This is a genomic window from Shewanella psychropiezotolerans (assembly GCF_007197555.1).
In the GTDB taxonomy this organism is placed as follows: Bacteria; Pseudomonadota; Gammaproteobacteria; order Enterobacterales; family Shewanellaceae; genus Shewanella; species Shewanella psychropiezotolerans.
Genome location: NZ_CP041614.1, coordinates 5,207,636 through 5,223,699 on the forward strand (window position 1 = coordinate 5,207,636; position 16,064 = coordinate 5,223,699).

The window sequence follows — 16,064 nt, forward strand, 5'->3', positions numbered from 1 at the left end:
ACATTATTACCCATCCAGACATTAAGTAAACATTTTTATTTACTTTAGCCTTTACAAACTTATGTAAAGCATTTACATTACAAAACACTTAATAAGGTAAAAGGTTTATTAAATGAAGTTACTCATCGTCAGTGGTAGCCAAAGAATGGATTCACAAACTGCTAAAGTCGCAACTTATTTAGCTAAACATTCTGTTGAATTTGAAGAGGTGAGCCATATAGAGCTTTGCCATTACGACCTACCTTTTTGGGACGGTGAGCAGGAGAGTAAGTATGCCGAGGCTAGCCCTTGGACCATGATAAGTCACAAGGTCAGAAAAGCCGACGCGCTAATTTTGATCACTCCAGAATGGGGGGAATGGCCTCACCCCTACTCAAAAATTTCCTGCTTATGTGTGACAACCAAGACACGGCCCATAAACCGGCACTGTTAGTCTCTGTGGTCAGCGGAATAAGCGGCGCCTACCCCATTGCAGAACTAAGAATGAATGCACTTAAAAATAACAAATTAGTGGCCCTACCCGATCACTTAATCATTCGTAATGTCACTGAAGTTCTCAATCATTCACATGAAGGCGTATTAGAAGAAGACCAGCGAGAAAAAGATCTTAGGCAACGTATAGATTACAGCTTGCATATGCTGCACCAGTATAGCCAAGCCTTAACTACAATCAGACATAGACACAGGCATGAGCCATACCCCAAACAGCAGGAATACTGCTACGGCATGTAAATACCGGCACTAGAAACTAGGTAAACCATCGAATAATAAAATGAAAAATGAGGAGTAAGTTATGCTACATCTGGAACATTTAAACTTAGTCGTTGAAGATATCCCAACGACACTCAACTTCTATCGAGCAGCTTTTCCCCACTGGTCAGTACGTGGCGGCGGAGAAGGTACATGGCACGGGAAACCCAGGAACTGGGTACATTTTGGCGACGATTATCAATATCTCACCTTCAATGATGATGGTGTTAGTCAAAACCGAGACCTCACAGGTCATCAGGTCGGCTTGGCTCATTTTGCCTTCGTTACCGATAATATCGATGCCGTGATTGCACGCTTAGCTCAAGCGGGCTTCCTCGCTGACAAAGATGGCGCCGTCGATGAATTTAGAAGAAACGTCTATTACCTAGATCCAAACGGTTATGAAGTCGAATTCGTGCAGTACCTGAGTGATATCCCGACACAAAGAAATCGATATGATGAAACTTAATAGCAAGAACTAGGAACTAGATAATATGGCCATATCAGATTGAAAAAGATACGGCCCAATCTTAGGTAATGTGACAGAAGAGGTCTGTAGCAAACACATCACTTTAACCAGATAACTAATGCTAGCAAGACTAAATAGAAGAAGAAACCTGAGATATAAGCCGAGAAAAAATCATTTCTCGCTAACCTTTTTTCACTGCTGAACACACCTGGAGCGAAAAGAGGCTTCTGAATTCGCCCAAACGACACGACTCTTAACACCACGGCACCAGTCGTGTATAAAATGAAAGAAAGTAAAAAATCCCAGAAAAACCAGAAGAACAGTTCGGCTATGCTACCCATTAACATATCTTCTCCTTAATCTATTATCGACGAATATTCACTGTACCCGCCCTCACTGTAAATGTCATGTTAAGATTTGTTAACTGTAGGTATCCTCAGAATATCCCCTTAATTTGAGACACTCGACAGAAGGACTAATTCAGCCTATAGACTCCATATTAAGCCCGTTCCGATTGATTTTCTTTCACTATCGATGAGTCCTTCTGAGCAAAAAAGTAGACCCTAAATGAGGTGTCATCTGTAAGAAATTCCACCTTGTGCCAATACTCTGGAGGAGATACGGCAACGCCTCCGGTAGGAATAATCAGAGTCTGCTCTATTTCACCTCGACGCTCAGTAAAACCATAAAACTTTAACTCGCCGCTAATAACATTGATCTGTCCATAAACACCGGCTTTAGTATTATGCAAATGAAGAAACATTTTAGGGACATTATTGATAGTGAAGACTTGTGTTGATTTGTAATTAACATAATCACTTGGAATTTGAGCCATAGAACACCTCTGGTTTAGCACTGACTTATACCGATTGGTATTAGCTAATTGATAGTTGATGTTCAGACAATCTACATCAACTTCAGGCTATTAACCATGAGGATAATAAGCAAAAAATGAAAAATACAATAAATAGCGTATCTTCAATGCAGATTCGCTAGACCTATAAATTTTTAGACATAAACAAGGAGTTATTATAACTTGGGGTTAGCATAGAAGGTCACTTCAAATTGAGTCTCTTCCGTCAAAGGTTCAATTTTATGCCAGTAGTTAGGATGAGATATCGCCGTTTCATCGGCCTTAACCAAAACCTCTTTTTCTGCTTGTAAATGTTGACCTTGATAACCGTAAAACTTGACCTCTCCCTGTAAAACATGGATCTGTTCGTAGATCCCTGTCTTCGTAAAATGAGGCTGTGAAAGTGTTTCAGGGATAGTTCCTCTTGTAAAAACACCGATCGACTTGTAACTCTTATAACCTTTAGGTACACATGACATGTTACACCTCACCAGAAAAGAGCTTCATAACACTAATTACATTAAGTCTAGCTGCATATATTGGTATCACCACAGATAGGCCAAGAGATTTGAGCTGAGATGCGTTAAACTCTGGCTAAATTTGATAATAGCTTAGTCTCATGACCTCCCCTTTCAGCTACACGACCCAATACAGTCTCGATAAGGCTCATTTTAGTGAATGCTTCGATGAATCTGTCACAATTGACACCACGTGGCGTGCCTACACTAAAGCAATAGGCTTCTTTTTCGTCGGTGTAGCCTTATTGCTTACAGGCATGAATGCCTATGCTTCTTGGTTTGTTATCGGACTAGGAGCATTGGAATGGGGAAATGTGAAGTTTAAAAAAACTTGGTGGCTCTGGCGACAGATGATGAGTAAAGCAGCCGGAAATGAAGTGATGCTAACCTTAGATGAACAAGGGATCAGCAGCTACTCCTTCTATGTTAAGAGTCAGATATTGTGGAGTGATGTCTCTGAGATAATAACCACAGACAGGGGCTTTCTCATTAAACATCTAGGTGGCACCAGCTATGTCTCTAAACAAGTACTCAATGAAACCGCGCTAGCCTTTATAGACCGTAAAGTTTAGATATAACATCAAAAATAGCATTTAACGATTTTATCCATCTTTAACGTTTGCCATGATAAACGCATCCACATATTCTCCATCTCTAAAGGCGTAATCTCTGGCTTCTCCCTCTATGATGAAGCCATTACGCTTATAGAGTGCGACAGCCACCAGGCTGTGAAAGTTTTCCGGAAGCTCACTGAGCCGCTTTTGCCAACGTAGCAAAGAGGGAAAAGGATGCAGTAAGGTTCCGCTATAACATGAAGGCTGAGAATAGATATTCTTAATCGCTACTATGTCCTCAATATCACTATGACGAATTTCAATGATGTTACTTTCTCGTATATCCACCGTGGCCCCTTCAACTTTTATCTAGCCATACCTTTCTATTCCCTCTAACTTACACTGTTAATGGAACATTTAAATACGTTATTAACCTCTCTCTCTGAAAATGAATACCTAAAGATAAAATTAAAACCCTCATTTACTCAGTAAGGCGAAAATATCTAAAAGTGCTACGCTTATTCTATGGATAAAGTGCCGCTAAAGAGTACAAAGGATATGTACCAACAATCCCCCTTAAACCTTATTCCCTTTCCGATTCTTGTTTGTAATAAACTGGGGGGATTACGGGCACAAATCGATGTTTTAGGGATACTTTTAAGGCGCCATCAAATAACTTCAATCAAATGATGGCCCACACACTCTTTAGTTTTTTTGATATCGGCCTTACCTCCTGCCAGCCCCTTTTTTTAGAACACCTCAATTACAGAGATAGCTTTCTTTCTTATCTGGTGATTAATACCAAAAAATTCAGTGTTAGCGTTAATATTAGCCTCAATCCAGACAATCCTAGAGAATACTGGCTATTAGTTAGTCCATGCTGCGAGTCTCAACTACAAACCAGTTTAATAAAAAACAAATTACACAGATTAAATCACGCAATAAAGGGAGCTGATATAGGGACCTGGGAATATACTCCTGAAACGAATTCAAGTTACTTCTCATTGAAACTAAAAGAAATTATAGGAATAAAACCTGATACGCAACTTAGCTGGCAACAATTTAAGGCGCTGGTCATAAATAAAGACAAGGCTAACTTTGAACTCCTAACTAAACAAGAATGTAAACCCGGTACTCGTCTCAGCTTTGAATTTCGTATCTATAAAGCAGGTAAACCCTGCTGGTTCAAACTTAATAGCGAAGCATTCTTATCCGACGGAGAAAAGTTCACCATTACAGGCTCTTTAATTGATTGCACCGAAGAAAAAGAGAATATACTTGCATTAAGAGATGCTATCGAGTCTAAGAACTTAGCCCTAGAAGCTGGCAATATTGGCAACTGGCGGGCAGAGCTAGATGAAAATCAACAGTGGGCATGGGACTGGGACTTAAGAGCTAACGACATGTTTGCCCTACAACCTTCAGATATAGGCCATCTTCAAAAATGGGTTGATAGGCTGCACCCTGAAGATTCCGATGCAGTGCTAGAAGCAGTACAACACTCTTTAAAAACGGGAGAGAGCTTTAATAAACAATACCGCACCATATTACCCTCCGGCGAAATAAAACATATATTAGGAAAAGGCAAAGTGGGTCGGGATAAGGTGAATAGAATATCTCGTATTGATGGGATCTGCATCGATCAATCTCCCATATTCAAGGCTCAGGAAGAGTTACAAGAGATCAATGATGAACTCGAAGCCAGAGTCAACTTACGCACCTTAGAGCTACAACAGGCAAAAGAAAGAGCCGAACAAGCTAACCAAACTAAGAGTGAGTTTCTTTCCATGATGAGTCATGAACTCAGAACCCCCATGAATGCCGTCATAGGCTCCTTAGATCTTTTAACTCTCTCTAAGCAAAGCCCTGAGTCCACAGATTTAATTGAAACAGCAGCCACATCGGCCAATAGTTTAGTCACTATCTTAAATGACATTCTTGATATCACTAAAATTGAGTCTGGTAAGTTGCAACTCGAAGCGCGAGATTATTCAATCGCCGATACCATAGATAATGTCGTAAAAATATTTCAGCCAGTAGCAATCAAGAAAGGCGTTGTTCTTAATGTTGAAGAAGATCCATCTATTCCCCGATTTGTAGAAGGGGACGCACTTAGGGTTCGACAAGTGCTATTTAACTTACTCGGTAATGCCATAAAATTCACCTCGAGTCTCGATGGTAAAGGGGGGTGGTCAATTTAAAAGCCGAAGTTGTTGAACACAATAATACGGTATACCAAATTGCCTTTACCATTACTGATAATGGTATAGGCATAGATAAAGAGACTCAAAAAAAGCTGTTTACGCCATTCACTCAAGCTCAGCGTTCTACCACCCGTAAATATGGAGGAACCGGGTTAGGTTTAGCCATTTGTGGAAAGTTGATTAACTTGATGAGCGGACAAATTGAACTGTCTAGTACACTTGGCGAAGGCTCATCTTTCAGAGTTCAACTTCCCTTCTGGCACTCTAAAAAAACAGATGAAAAATTTCAATTAGCAAGCTCTAAGATTGCACTCATTCAGCTTTGTGGTCACTTAGAGCAGCGCTCTGATAATATAAGAAAACACTTAATCGCTGAAAAAAGTCGAGTGGCTCACTACGATATTGCAGATATTAATTTAGCAATCGCTGATAATGATGCTGTACTATTACTATGCTGTAATTTAGATGCTTACCAACAAACCCTCCTCGATATATACCAAGACCATAGACTCGCTTCAAACTTGATCATAGGTGTGCTTTCTTCACAAATAAGTCAAACCAGAAGACTCATGCCACAAAGTTTATTGGTATCAATCGATCCTATGACTCGTAGCCAGTTAGTCGCATCAATTAAAAAAGTCATAGATCAAGAAATATGCTTATCACTCGATGAAATTAAAACCAATAACTTAATGACGAGCATCAAGCAATCCACCAATAAAAATAAATGTGCAGACATCTTAGTCGTGGAGGATAACCCTTTGAATCAAAAGCTTATAGCTAAACAACTAGCCACTTTAGGTTACCAGTGTGATCTGGCAAACGATGGACTGCATGGCATAGAAAAGTGGCGTTCCATCGACTACAAAATCATTCTTACCGATTGTCATATGCCTAACCTAGACGGCTACAACATGACAAAGAAAATCAGATTGATTGAGCTGCAAGAGCAAAGACAAGCCATTCCAATCGTCGCGATCACTGGAGCCGCCATGAGTGGGGATGCAGAGCATTGCTACTCTACTGGCATGAATGACTTCGTAAGTAAGCCAATGATATTAAAGGATTTAAAGGCTGTAATGAATAAATGGTACATAGCAAATAACCGAGAATGAAATAAACGATGAAGCTGAATGTTCTCTAAACAAGACTTTAAGCATTGAAAAATATAAGGAAGGTTAACGATGAACGAAGGGACTCGTCATATCTTAAATAGAAATATCATGATTGATCTCATTGGAGATGAACCTGATCTCATTAAACAATTTGAAATCGATTTTTTAAATCAAGCCAAAGTCTCATTACAAAAAATGGCCGATATGTATAACACGAATCAATTGCATGAAATTAAAGAAGAAGCCCACTTTCTTAAAACATCGGCAAAAGCCGTTGGTGCCGAACAAATATCCCATCTGCTACAGGCATTAGAAATATCGGGTTCAGAACACAATAAACCAGAATGCAGAGAACTGATTTTAAAAACTAAAGTGGCACTACAACAAATATATGGAGTGATAACCAATGACCAATAAAGCCAGGCTAGCCTGTCGGCAGCCTAAGGTGATCATGATTTATGAAAATGAAGATGACATTCTTGGGGCCGCGAGTATCATCGCCGATCAAGTTGATGAATATAGAACCGTTATGCTTAATAGCGAAATCGGCGACAAAATACAGATCATAAAGCCTTCGGTCATCTTGTTCGCTCTCGCCAACGTTCAGCGTAGCATTGAACTCTATACTAAGCTCATCAATGATCTGCATTTAAATTACCCTCACTACGGTATTCTCTTGTGTAAGAATCGAGAATCAGGAGCCGCATTCAGGTGTTGTATCAAGGGGTTGTTCGATAACTATTTTGTTTACCAGCCTTTGTACGAAAAGTTTCGACTAAAAATGATAGTCCATAATGGATTACGAATCAGTCAATCTGCAGAACAATATAAGGGATTTAATGAAGAACAGTTTGAGTCTATCGATGATGAGTTAACAGCATTGATCGATGCAGGTGGAGAGTGCAAACAATCACTACTCGACTCAATATCCAAATGTAAGCAGCAGATGAAAGAGAGTGAAGAGAGTCTCATCGAAGAGATTGAACGCGCAAAAACATCCTCCAAAGCACTCATAGATAAAATAAATAAAACTCATATTGAACCTCTACTTGCAGAACTGGAAAGTAACATAAAAGTAGGCTTAAATAGCATGCTTCAGCAGATACTTGCGAAGCAGCTCGGACTCAAAGAACTAGAAAATAGATCTTTTGAGATGGGCACTAAAAAGGCTCCAGATCCACAAGTCGTCTCAGAAGTGCTATCGACAGAAAACAGTGGCACCGATGAAGCCATAAATATAGTCAGTAACGCTAGTGTATCGAAGCGCATCTTAGTCGTGGAAGACAACCAAATCTACCGAGATATGTTGGTGAAAGTGTTAGCCAAAGAAGCATATCAAGTCGACGCAGTTGCCGATGGTTTGAGTGCGCTAAAAAAAATAAGAAGTAATCAGTACTCACTCATTCTAATGGATCTTTTTATGCCTAATTTAGATGGTATTAATACCACAAAGCAGATTAAGACCATCAATGGCGGAGAAGAAATCCCTGTTATTGCACTGACTGGAAACAAGAATAAAGAACTCATAAAAAAGTGGGCGGAGCAGGGATTGCAAGGCTATATTCTCAAACCTTCTTCTAAGCAAGAAATTTTGGAAGCCGTCAGTCGAACGGCAATCTAAACCTATAAACATAGGATATAGCCCATCGAGCCAATAATGTATGCTACCGATGGGCTAAGTTCACTTATTTAAGCGTATGTATGGTTCCGATGGCCTAAGTTCACCTATTTAATCTTACATAAACTTCGCTGTTCTTCATTGCCCATAGCTAGCATTTGCGGTGATATTTGCTGAGCTGCAGAAAACTTACCTTTACTCGTCCAGTCAAACCAGTTGATATCGATTAACGCTTGCGCAGTAGGCCCACCTAAAGTGTTACCCGGGCCAAGCACGATAATCTTATCAGGGGCAAATTCTTTCACCGCCACCTGCACAGCCTTGGAAAAATCATAGGGCTTAGTGACCTGTTCCCCTAAGGTGTACTCCCTCAGCTTCGAACAATCTGCGCCATAGGGAGTCCAAATTCTGCCTTCTCCATCGATCAGGGGAATCTGGGGCTTAGAAAACAGAAACTCCCCCAAAGAAGCGAAGCCTTTCTCTGACACTTGCTCTAACAAGGGAGAATGGAAAGCACCATGATTGTATAAACGCATAGGATAGCGTTCATCCACCTGGGGCAGCATCTCCTCGGCTCGTTTCAGCCCGGCTTCATTTCCCGCAAGCACCCGATAGCCTCCCAGGTAGATAGAGGTAAAAAGTTCACATCCCTCTTCAGCACAGATGGTCTCGATTGTCCTGTCGATAAGGGAAGATATTTCACTGTCGCGTCTCCACTGAGCATCTACCTCGGGATAGATGAGTTGGCCACCAATGAGGCCATCTTGCATCATTGACCCCATGGTATTGATCACATCGATGGCGGCATCGGCATCCAGAGCACCTGCGCAGGCCATGGCAATATACCAGCCCATGGAGTTACCGGTTACCGCAACTACCTCAAAGCGCTCGGTATCGATATCCATAAAGTCACATACAGAGCAGGCATAAATAAGGGCAGAGGCATTTTCTCCAGGCGTATGTTGTTTAAAGGAGTATTTAGCCGCGCCATCAATTTTAGCTATCCCCGTCTGTTTTAGCTCCTCTCGGTATTGATCTATAGCTGCAATAAACGCCTGCTTATCGGAATGAAAACGTTGCAGATATCCCAGTTCATCCTTGTTATAGCAACCCCGGCCAGGGGCAACGACGACGACTCTCTCTCTTGGTTTATTAATCACTTGGTCGGCCAGATCGTTTGCTGCCACTTGCTTTTCCATATTGATAGTCATGTTACAAGGCCTCTTTAAGCAACTGATGATTAAGCTCTCTACCAATCAAGGCCAGAGCCGCCTCGACTATGGTATCTCTGCTAGGTAGGGGTAAAGTTGCCGCATCAGCCAGTGGGATAAAGCAATCTTCGGCAGTCAATCTGGCCAGTGGTGGGCATTCATTGCCGAGTGCTTCATGGAAACCTGAGATTAACGCCTCACTGATGGAACCCGTTTTTCTACATTCATCGACAATCAGAATGTGATGACACCCTTTGGCGCTGTCGATAATAGCCTCAATATTCAGCGGCGCCAGCCAACGAATGTCGAGTACACGCACCTTAAGACCCGTTGCCGCTAACAACTTCTCCGCCTGACGACTCAGGTAGTAACCGTTGGCATAGCTGATGATACATAGGTCTCTCCCCTCACCATACTGAGCGATCTCACCTAACCCAAGTGGCTCAGTCTCTTGTTCCGGCAGATAGCGGCTGGACCAGAGGCCGTCATCTTTATTGTGCAGATCTTTGGTCATATACAGGGCGATAGGTTCGAGGAAGATCACCACCCTCTGCTCTTCTCGGGCTAAGCGAACGCACTCCCTCAGCATCTCGACCGCATCGTGGCCATTTGACGGACAGGCGATGATGAGTCCGGGGATATCCCTGAACACGGCGAAGGAGTTGTCGTTATGAAAATGCCCACCGAAGCCTTTCTGATAAGCCAGGCCCGCGATGCGGATCACCATAGGATTGGTAAATTGGCCATCGGAGAAGAAAGGCAAGGTCGCCGCCTCGCCTCTTATCTGATCTTCGGCATTGTGTACATAGGCCAAAAATTGGATCTCTGGGATTGGCAAGATACCGTTATGAGCCATGCCGATGGCGAGACCCAAGATAGAGGTTTCATCCAACAAGGTATTGATCACTCGATTAGGACTGAAGCGCTCAACCAGACGTGAAGTTACATGGTACACACCGCCTTTCTTACCCACATCCTCGCCGCACACCACAATATTGCTGTACCTGGCCATCAACTCTGTCAACGCCAAGTTGATCATCTTACCCATGTGCAATGGCTTAATTAGGGATTGTTTATCCGCCTTCAATAAGGTGCTTCTGCGCTCCAGGTCCAAGTAAGCTACAGGTTCTAGCCTACGTTTTGGCGGCACAATCGCCGCCATAGCCTGAGTCACGTCTCTGAGTTTTGGCTTTGTCACGACGATACGAGAAATGGCCTGAATACGCGCCTTGAGGCTGAGATAGAGAGAGACTATCTGCTCGCTATTCATCACTCCCGCTTCAATGAGTTGCTGAGCCGTGACCAATAAGGGATCTTGAGATTCATTATCGAAGATCTGCTGTTTCTTCATATAAGCTATCTCGGCATCACTGCCTGCATGGCCCATCAAGCGAACGGTGCGAACATGCAAAAATACAGGTTTTCGATGCATACGAGCAAAGTCAGCCGCCGCCTTACTGACCTTATAACAGTCGAGAATGTCCCTACCGTCACAAGAAAAATACTTAAGTCCAGGTCTCTGACTGAAGTTAGCCGAGATCCAGCCCTTGGGAGTCGGTGTGGATATGCCGATACCATTGTCTTCACAGATAAACACCAGGGGCATAGGCACTTGTTGGTACGCGGCCCAACAAGCCGAATTTATCGCACTCAGGGCACTGGCATGATTGGCCGAAGCATCGCCGAAGTTACACAAGACTACGCTGTCTGTAGGCATGTTCGATGCCAATGACAGTCGCTCTGTTAACGGAATGCTCAAGGCTGCTCCAACGGCTTTAGGAAGGTGAGAGGCAATGGTCGAAGTCTGCGGCGGGATATTAAGGCGTTTGCTGCCAAGCACCTTATGACGGCCACCCGAGGTCGGATCGTCACTGGATGCTGCAAATGACAGCAAGATATCGTATAACAAGGTCTCACCCGGGACCTGTCTACCCCGCTCCAGCATGAAGGCACAGCTGCGGTAATGCAGAAACGCCATATCTGTGGGTTTAAAAGCCAGTCCATAGGCGGCATTTCCCTCATGCCCTGAGCTGCCTATGGTATAGAACCCCTGATTGCGGCCCTTCATTTTCCTCGATTCGAGATCCAATAAGCGGCTCTTAAGCTGAGACTCGAACATGCCGATGAAATCACTGTCGGCTAAACCTAATTTGTGGTGGTCCCAACCTTCGCCGATATCGCTAAACTCCTGCTTTTGTACTCGCTCGAGGAAACGACGATCCAATACCTGGGCTCTATCTTCCATAATACTTACCTATGATGATACCAATTCCAATACTAGAGACAAAAAAGGAGCCTTAGGCTCCTTTTTTGCTACTTATCCAAATGCCTGAATGCCGGTCTGCGCTCGACCTAAGATAAGTGCATGTATGTCGTGAGTGCCCTCATAGGTATTCACCGCCTCCAGATTCATGACATGGCGTATGACATGAAACTCATCTGATATACCATTACCACCGTGCATATCCCGAGACATACGGGCGATATCTAACGCCTTGCCACAGGAATTGCGCTTTATCAGCGAGATAGCCTCTACAGGTAAGGCATCTTGATCCATCAGACGTCCCGCCTGTAAGCAGGTAAATAAGCCTAAGGTGATCTCGGTCTGCATATCCGCTAATTTCTTCTGGATCAACTGATTTGCCGCCAAAGGGCGGTTAAACTGGATCCTGTCCAAGGTGTATTGGCGTGCAGCATGCCAACAGAACTCAGCGGCGCCAAGTGCGCCCCAAGCGATACCGTAACGAGCCTTGTTCAGGCAACCGAAGGGGCCCTTCAACCCCTCGACATTGGGTAATAACGCAGATTCAGGTACCTCGACATTATCCATCACAATTTCGCCTGTGATGGAAGCTCTAAGGGAGAACTTGCCTTCAATCTTAGGCGCACTCAAGCCCTTCATGCCTTTTTCCAGGATGAAGCCACGGATTTTTCCTTCGAGCTTACCCCAGACAATAAACACATCGGCAATGGGTGAGTTAGTGATCCACATCTTGGCACCATTGAGGCGATAGCCGCCATCGATACGCTCGGCGCGAGTCTTCATTCCACCGGGATCTGAGCCAACATCGGGCTCAGTCAAACCGAAACAACCAATCCACTCCCCTTTAGCCAATTTAGGCAAGTACTTGAGCCTCTGCTCTTCACTACCGTAAGCATAGATGGGGTGCATGACTAAGGAGGACTGCACACTCATGGCTGAACGATAGCCACTGTCGACGCGCTCAATCTCACGAGCCACCAGGCCATAACTGACATAATTGACATTGGAACAGGCATATTTTTCAGGCAAGGTGGCTCCCAGTAAGCCGAGTTCGCCTAACTCATTCATGATCTCCCGATCGAAGTGCTCATTTCGGTTGGCCATCAACACCCTGGGCATGAGTTTGTCCTGAGCATAATCGTGAACACTGTCGCGGATCATGCGCTCCTCTTCCGAGAGTAAGGCGTTAAACTGCAGGGGATCGGTCCAATCGAAATGCACTCTTGCCATGATATTGTCCTTTGATTTGTTACTGATTGTTGAAAATAGAGAATTAAGGGTATACAAAATAACCATTTCCTAATTTTCTTAGCATAGGCATAATTAGCCATTAGGAGAAATATTCTTTTTCTTTATCATCTATAGGCAATGCCTATACCTGACCTAGAGGTTAACTTGAATCTAAGATCGCTCAGATATTTTGTCGCTGTGGTAGAGAGAGGCAGCATTAGCGGTGCCGCCAAAGAGTGTTTTATCGCTCAGCCCTCCATCTCAGCCGCAATATCGCAATTGGAGACTCGGCTAGATACTCAACTATTCCATCGTCATGGAAAAGGTGTCAGTCCGACAGACTCGGGGCTTAGGCTTTATCCTCTGGCGCAGAAACTGCTCAATGAATCTCAGGCCATCGAATCTCTGTTCAAACAACCTCAAGAGCAGACTCCCTTTAGACTCGGATTGATTCGCTCCTTAGGAGTCCATAGGATGAGTGGGTTGCTGAAAGATTTTACCAACGCCTGTGCCGATATGGAGCTCACTCTGGTAGAAGCCAATGAAGATGCCGAAGCGAGGATCATTACCACCAGCGATCTGACCAGAAGGGAAGATTTTTATCCTATTTGGCATGATGACTATCTACTGGCCATTCCTTCCTCATTCAGTTTGAGTTTACAAACACAAATAAGCCTACAGGATTTAGATCAACAAGCCTTTATTCACCGAGCTCCCTGTGAGGCACTGTCGAGTCTGCAACAATTGATGGATCTGGAAGGTATACAAGTACAGGTAAGAGCGAGAATTCAGACCGTCGAATACGCGGTTGGCTTAGTCGCAGCTGGTCTGGGTATCGCCTTAGTGCCAGCTCTCCCCGCTTTGCTTGAACAGAGAAATATTACCTTTAGACCACTTCAGGATATTGAGCTTAAGAGAACTGTTGGGTTAGCCCTACCTAGAGATACCAGCTTAAATGAGCAACAAGTTCAATTACTCCAAGTATGCAAACAACCCAGGCATTAAGCGAGAAAGTGGCTAGAAACAATACAAAGAAAAAACATGGCAGCAACCCTAAGCCACCGTACAACTCACAATGAAAAACATAAGGCATACCTGAGAGAAACAATAGCACCCAGACTGTATCACTTTGCATCAAATGAAGTGAAAAAACCCCTAAAACTACCACAGGTGATACTCTGTTACTCAATATGTTAATTCTGTGATGAGTATATAAACGAGCAAGATGAAAAACCTAACTATGCTCCTGCTAACCTGTATTTTCTTTCCTATTTCTGCATGGGCCGATACGGTCGACTCCTGCGGAAGCGAATATGAATGTATCGAAATAGGCAGATGGGATATAGGCCTGGCACTCGGTTATGGCTCACGCAGTAATCCTCTTAAAGATTATGACGATATACCTATCTACTTAGTGCCGACCTTCGCTTATTACGGCGATTCTTGGTATTTCGACAATGGTAATATTGGCTATACATTAGTCGAAGATGAAAAATACACCATAAATCTAACCACCAGTTTCAGTGCAGACAGCGCCTTTTTCCATCGCTGGGATCCCGCTAACATATTTCTTACAGGGAGCAATAAATTCGAGCCAAGTGCTTTTTCTACCAAGACTCAAGTAACAGTTATGGGAGAAGAGCAAAGCGTCCCCACTGCCGATGAACTCGAGACTCGCCATTTTACCTATCTTGGTGGGGTTGAAGCCTATATATACACTCGCATAGGGATACTCAACCTGTCCCTGGCCCACGATCTGCTCAATGTTCACCAAGGCACAGAAGCCAAATTAAAGTGGCTTTACAACCTTTCGATAGATGAGTGGAAATTTGAATTGGCTCTAGTACTCGATTGGAAAAGTGAAGATGTCGTTGACTACTATTACGGTATCAGGCCCTCTGAAAGTGCTCACTGGAGTGAACATTACAAGGCGAAATCGGCCATCAATACAGGCATAGAATTGACCAGCCATTATGTATTAACGAAACATTGGGAGCTGCTTTTTCTGGCAAGGTACACTCAAATCGCCGATGAAATTGTTGCGAGTCCCCTGCTGAATGAAGATTATACCAGTACCTTTTTTGTCGGCACTGCCTATAGGTTTTAATACACGTGTTGAATCAGGTATTAGTGTCATTATTTAGATTGTTACCCATTGGAATTTTTACTCTCTCACTGCTGAGTGGCTCTGTCGTTGCCGCAGATGAGGATGAAGAACTAGGTTCCATACTCAAACTTTCCCCTGAGTTTTGCATCACATCTGCAGATGAAAATGTATGCGAGCTTACCTTAGTGCTAGAGTGGGAAAATGAATTTTTTAGACCCATCTGTATCTTGTCTGACTACAAAGAGATGGCAAAGTGGTGTGCCGAGTCAGCGGAAACTCATTCATTAACATTAACCATCAGTGCAACTGACGATATTCAATTTGTGATGATTGATAAAGAAACACACCAAACACTAGCTGGAGTCAAACTCAAAGTCACACCGGCCGCAGAGCCAAAAGTGCGACGACGCTACCGCAACCCATGGAGTTTATTCTAATGACCGACCCCCAATCTACCCATAGAGTATTACTGGTAGAGGATGATATTCGTCTTGCCAATTTGATTGTGGATTATTTAAAGTCGCATGGAATGCATGTTGAAGTCGAACGCCGAGGAGATACTGTATTAACTCGGTTGATCAACTATAAGCCCGATATCATCTTGCTAGATATCATGCTGCCAGGAATGGACGGCCTAACCCTGTGTGAGAAACTACCCGATTACTTTGCCGGTCCTATCTTACTGATGAGCGCACTTGGCTCTAATGAAGATCAGATCAAAGGCTTAGAGCTTGGCGCCGATGATTACGTGGTTAAACCAGTGGATCCGGCTCTGCTTATCGCTAGGATTAACAATCTACTACGTCGTACCGCTAAGCCACCAAAAGTGGAGTCTCACTGTTTAAGTTTTGGTAAACTCAGCATAGATCCTCATACGCAAGCGATTCGCTTGGGCGATATTGAGGTCGACTTGACTAGCCATGAATTCGAACTTTTATGGCTACTGGCCTCTCAAGCCGGGCAAGTATTGAGCCGCCAATATATCTATCAATACCTACTCAATATCGATTTCGATGGTAAAGACAGAAAAATTGACGTGCGTATCTCTCGCTTGAGAAAGAAATTAGGGGATAATATTGAAACACCATTCAGGATCAAGACAGTTTGGGGCCAAGGTTATCTGTTTGCACCAGAAGCTTGGACTAGCTAAGTCTCGATTAGCCGACAGTTAA

At 43.4% G+C, this 16,064-nt stretch carries 17 protein-coding genes and 1 pseudogene; 11 read left to right on the forward strand and 7 right to left on the reverse strand.

The window, feature by feature from the left end:
• Positions 1-112 precede the first annotated feature (112 nt).
• Positions 113-732: pseudogene (locus tag FM037_RS22815) on the forward strand (NAD(P)H-dependent oxidoreductase).
• A 61-nt stretch (positions 733-793) separates the two neighbouring features.
• Positions 794-1,219: a VOC family protein gene (locus FM037_RS22820; protein WP_144047895.1), complete on the forward strand. Its 426-nt coding sequence runs from the start codon at positions 794-796 to the stop codon at positions 1,217-1,219.
• Positions 1,220-1,317: 98 nt separating this feature from the next.
• On the opposite strand, the gene FM037_RS22825 is transcribed toward FM037_RS22820, so the two are convergent.
• The 3 genes from FM037_RS22825 to FM037_RS22835 form a co-directional block, all read right to left on the reverse strand.
• Positions 1,318-1,566 carry a hypothetical protein gene (locus FM037_RS22825; RefSeq protein WP_144047896.1) on the reverse strand — a complete coding sequence of 83 codons (249 nt, stop codon included), beginning with the start codon at positions 1,564-1,566 and terminating at the stop codon, positions 1,318-1,320.
• Between the two features lie 152 nt (positions 1,567-1,718).
• Positions 1,719-2,054, reverse strand: coding sequence for a DUF1971 domain-containing protein (locus FM037_RS22830; protein ID WP_144047897.1), 336 nt, complete (start codon positions 2,052-2,054; stop codon positions 1,719-1,721).
• Positions 2,055-2,248: 194 nt separating this feature from the next.
• Positions 2,249-2,551, reverse strand: a complete 303-nt coding sequence (locus FM037_RS22835; RefSeq protein WP_144047898.1) for a DUF1971 domain-containing protein — start codon at positions 2,549-2,551, stop codon at positions 2,249-2,251.
• Between the two features lie 140 nt (positions 2,552-2,691).
• Between FM037_RS22835 and FM037_RS22840 the strand changes: the two genes are divergently transcribed.
• A complete protein-coding gene (locus tag FM037_RS22840; RefSeq protein WP_144047899.1) occupies positions 2,692-3,162 on the forward strand; it encodes a YcxB family protein in 471 nt (156 codons plus the stop codon).
• A 30-nt stretch (positions 3,163-3,192) separates the two neighbouring features.
• Here the strand turns inward: FM037_RS22840 and FM037_RS22845 are convergent, their stop codons facing one another.
• Positions 3,193-3,492, reverse strand: coding sequence for a GNAT family protein (locus FM037_RS22845; protein WP_144047900.1), 300 nt, complete (start codon positions 3,490-3,492; stop codon positions 3,193-3,195).
• Between the two features lie 656 nt (positions 3,493-4,148).
• On the opposite strand from FM037_RS22845, the gene FM037_RS29755 reads away from it, so the two are divergent.
• The 4 genes from FM037_RS29755 to FM037_RS22860 all read left to right on the forward strand — a co-directional run bounded on the left by FM037_RS29755 (position 4,149) and on the right by FM037_RS22860 (position 8,084).
• Positions 4,149-5,345, forward strand: a complete 1,197-nt coding sequence (locus FM037_RS29755; protein ID WP_229380989.1) for a PAS domain-containing protein — start codon at positions 4,149-4,151, stop codon at positions 5,343-5,345.
• Complete coding sequence (locus FM037_RS29760) at positions 5,333-6,463, forward strand: response regulator (protein WP_229380990.1); 1,131 nt, start codon at positions 5,333-5,335, stop codon at positions 6,461-6,463. Before FM037_RS29755 ends, FM037_RS29760 begins: the two co-directional genes overlap by 13 nt.
• A 69-nt stretch (positions 6,464-6,532) precedes the next feature.
• A complete protein-coding gene (locus tag FM037_RS22855) occupies positions 6,533-6,880 on the forward strand; it encodes an Hpt domain-containing protein (protein WP_144047901.1) in 348 nt (115 codons plus the stop codon).
• A complete protein-coding gene (locus FM037_RS22860; protein WP_144047902.1) occupies positions 6,870-8,084 on the forward strand; it encodes a response regulator in 1,215 nt (404 codons plus the stop codon). Before FM037_RS22855 ends, FM037_RS22860 begins: the two co-directional genes overlap by 11 nt.
• Positions 8,085-8,188: 104 nt before the next feature.
• Here the strand turns inward: FM037_RS22860 and FM037_RS22865 are convergent, their stop codons facing one another.
• From FM037_RS22865 to FM037_RS22875, 3 genes are all read right to left on the reverse strand, one after another.
• Positions 8,189-9,292: an ACP S-malonyltransferase gene (locus FM037_RS22865; protein ID WP_144047903.1), complete on the reverse strand. Its 1,104-nt coding sequence runs from the start codon at positions 9,290-9,292 to the stop codon at positions 8,189-8,191.
• A gap of 1 nt (position 9,293) precedes the next feature.
• On the reverse strand, positions 9,294-11,537 hold the full coding sequence (locus tag FM037_RS22870) for a dehydrogenase E1 component subunit alpha/beta (protein ID WP_144047904.1): 2,244 nt from the start codon (positions 11,535-11,537) through the stop codon (positions 9,294-9,296).
• A 72-nt stretch (positions 11,538-11,609) separates the two neighbouring features.
• Entirely contained in the window at positions 11,610-12,785 is a 1,176-nt protein-coding gene (locus FM037_RS22875) for an acyl-CoA dehydrogenase (protein ID WP_144047905.1), read from the reverse strand.
• A 165-nt stretch (positions 12,786-12,950) separates the two neighbouring features.
• Between FM037_RS22875 and FM037_RS22880 the strand changes: the two genes are divergently transcribed.
• From FM037_RS22880 to FM037_RS22895, 4 genes are all read left to right on the forward strand, one after another.
• Complete coding sequence (locus FM037_RS22880; RefSeq protein ID WP_144047906.1) at positions 12,951-13,790, forward strand: LysR family transcriptional regulator; 840 nt, start codon at positions 12,951-12,953, stop codon at positions 13,788-13,790.
• 220 nt (positions 13,791-14,010) lie between these two features.
• Positions 14,011-14,892, forward strand: coding sequence for a MipA/OmpV family protein (locus FM037_RS22885; RefSeq protein WP_144047907.1), 882 nt, complete (start codon positions 14,011-14,013; stop codon positions 14,890-14,892).
• Positions 14,893-14,915: 23 nt separating this feature from the next.
• Positions 14,916-15,329 (forward strand): DUF3019 domain-containing protein, encoded by a 414-nt coding sequence (locus tag FM037_RS22890; protein WP_229380991.1) that lies wholly within the window; start codon positions 14,916-14,918, stop codon positions 15,327-15,329.
• Positions 15,329-16,042 carry a response regulator gene (locus FM037_RS22895; RefSeq protein WP_077754570.1) on the forward strand — a complete coding sequence of 238 codons (714 nt, stop codon included), beginning with the start codon at positions 15,329-15,331 and terminating at the stop codon, positions 16,040-16,042. The genes FM037_RS22890 and FM037_RS22895 overlap by 1 nt, the downstream gene beginning before the upstream one ends.
• Positions 16,043-16,064 lie beyond the last annotated feature (22 nt).